At 61.9% G+C, this 1727-nt stretch carries 2 protein-coding genes; both read left to right on the forward strand.

The features are described 5' to 3' along the window. Positions 1 to 161 precede the first annotated feature (161 nt). Positions 162 to 845 carry a DNA repair protein RecO gene (gene recO, locus QMX98_RS34475; RefSeq protein WP_077748281.1) on the forward strand — a complete coding sequence of 228 codons (684 nt, stop codon included), beginning with the start codon at positions 162 to 164 and terminating at the stop codon, positions 843 to 845. A 47-nt stretch (positions 846 to 892) separates the two neighbouring features. Beyond that, positions 893 to 1639 (forward strand): pyridoxine 5'-phosphate synthase, encoded by a 747-nt coding sequence (gene pdxJ, locus QMX98_RS34480; RefSeq protein ID WP_077748282.1) that lies wholly within the window; start codon positions 893 to 895, stop codon positions 1637 to 1639. Positions 1640 to 1727: the final 88 nt, after the last annotated feature.

The raw sequence follows: 1727 nt of genomic DNA on the forward strand, positions 1-1727 counted from the left end.
GATCCAGATACACCGAAGAACCCCTGTGGGAACGAGCCTGCTCGCGATGAGGACCTGAAATTCAACATTACTGTTGACTGACAGACCGCAATCGCGAGCAGGCTCGCTCCCACATTGGTTTCTGGTTGTTTATAAGATCGCGTTTCTTCATTGAGAACTCCATGTCCCAGCCCATTGGCCAACCCGCCTACGTCCTCCACTCCCGCGCCTACCGCGAAAGCAGTGCGTTGGTGGACTTCCTCACGCCGCAAGGTCGGCTACGGGCGGTGTTGCGCAGCGCGCGGGGCAAGGCCGGGACATTGGCGCGGCCCTTCGTGTCGCTGGAAGTGGAGTTTCGCGGGCGGGGTGAGCTGAAGAACGTTGGGCGAATGGAAGCCGCCGGTGTTTCAACCTGGCTCAACGGCGAGGCGCTGTTCAGCGGCCTCTACCTCAACGAACTGCTGATCCGCTTGCTGCCCGCCGAAGACCCGCACCCAGGCGTGTTTGATCACTACGCTGCGACGTTGCTGGCGCTGGCCGAAGGCCGACCCCTGGAGCCGTTGCTGCGATCCTTCGAGTGGCGCCTGCTCGACGACCTCGGTTACGGTTTCGCCCTGACCACCGACATCCACGGCGAGCCCATTGCTCCGGACGGTCTGTATCGTTTGCAAGTGGATGCTGGCCTGGAGCAGGTCTATCTGCTGCAACCCGGTCTGTTCAACGGCACCGAGCTGTTGGCCATGGCTGAGGCTGACTGGACCGCACCCGGTGCGCTGTCCGCCGCCAAGCGTCTGATGCGTCAGGCATTGGCTGTTCACTTGGGCGGTCGTCCGCTGGTCAGTCGCGAGCTGTTTCGCAAGCCGTAGTCTCCCCGTATGCTGTGCGCCGAATCTTTAAATTCAGGAGCGCTTCCGTGACCACCAGCAATCGCATTCTTCTTGGCGTGAACATCGACCACGTTGCCACTCTGCGTCAGGCCCGGGGCACTCGTTACCCGGATCCGGTCAAGGCAGCGCTGGACGCGGAAGAGGCGGGGGCTGACGGCATCACCGTGCACCTGCGCGAAGACCGTCGACACATCCAGGAGCGCGACGTGCTGTTGCTCAAGGATGTACTGCAAACCCGCATGAATTTCGAAATGGGCGTCACCGAAGAAATGATGGTGTTCGCCGAGCGCATCCGCCCGGCGCACATTTGCCTGGTCCCGGAAACCCGTCAGGAACTGACCACCGAAGGTGGCCTGGACGTGGCAGGGCAAGAGGCGCGGATCAAGGCGGCGGTGGATCGCCTGTCGAAGATTGGCTGTGAGGTGTCGCTGTTCATCGATGCAGACGAGCGGCAGATCGAAGCGTCCCGTCGTGTGGGTGCGCCGGCTATCGAGTTGCACACCGGTCGTTATGCCGATGCCGAGACACCGACCGACGTGGCGCAAGAGCTGAAGCGTGTGGCGGATGGCGTAGCGTTTGGCCTGGCTCAGGGGCTGATCGTCAATGCCGGCCACGGCCTGCATTATCACAACGTTGAAGCGGTGGCCGCGATCAAGGGCATCAACGAACTGAACATCGGCCATGCGCTGGTGGCGCATGCGTTGTTTGTCGGGTTCAAGTCGGCGGTGTCCGAGATGAAAGCATTGATCTTGGCTGCGGCCTTGAAGGGCTGAGACCGAGGTGCTGCCTTCGCGGGCAAGCCTCGCTCCTACAGGGCCGGTGTCGTATGCAAAGTTGCGGCACAACACGGCCCTGTAGGAG

The sequence above is a fragment of the Pseudomonas sp. PS02303 genome (assembly GCF_029959925.1).
In the GTDB taxonomy this organism is placed as follows: Bacteria; Pseudomonadota; Gammaproteobacteria; order Pseudomonadales; family Pseudomonadaceae; genus Aquipseudomonas; species Aquipseudomonas mandelii.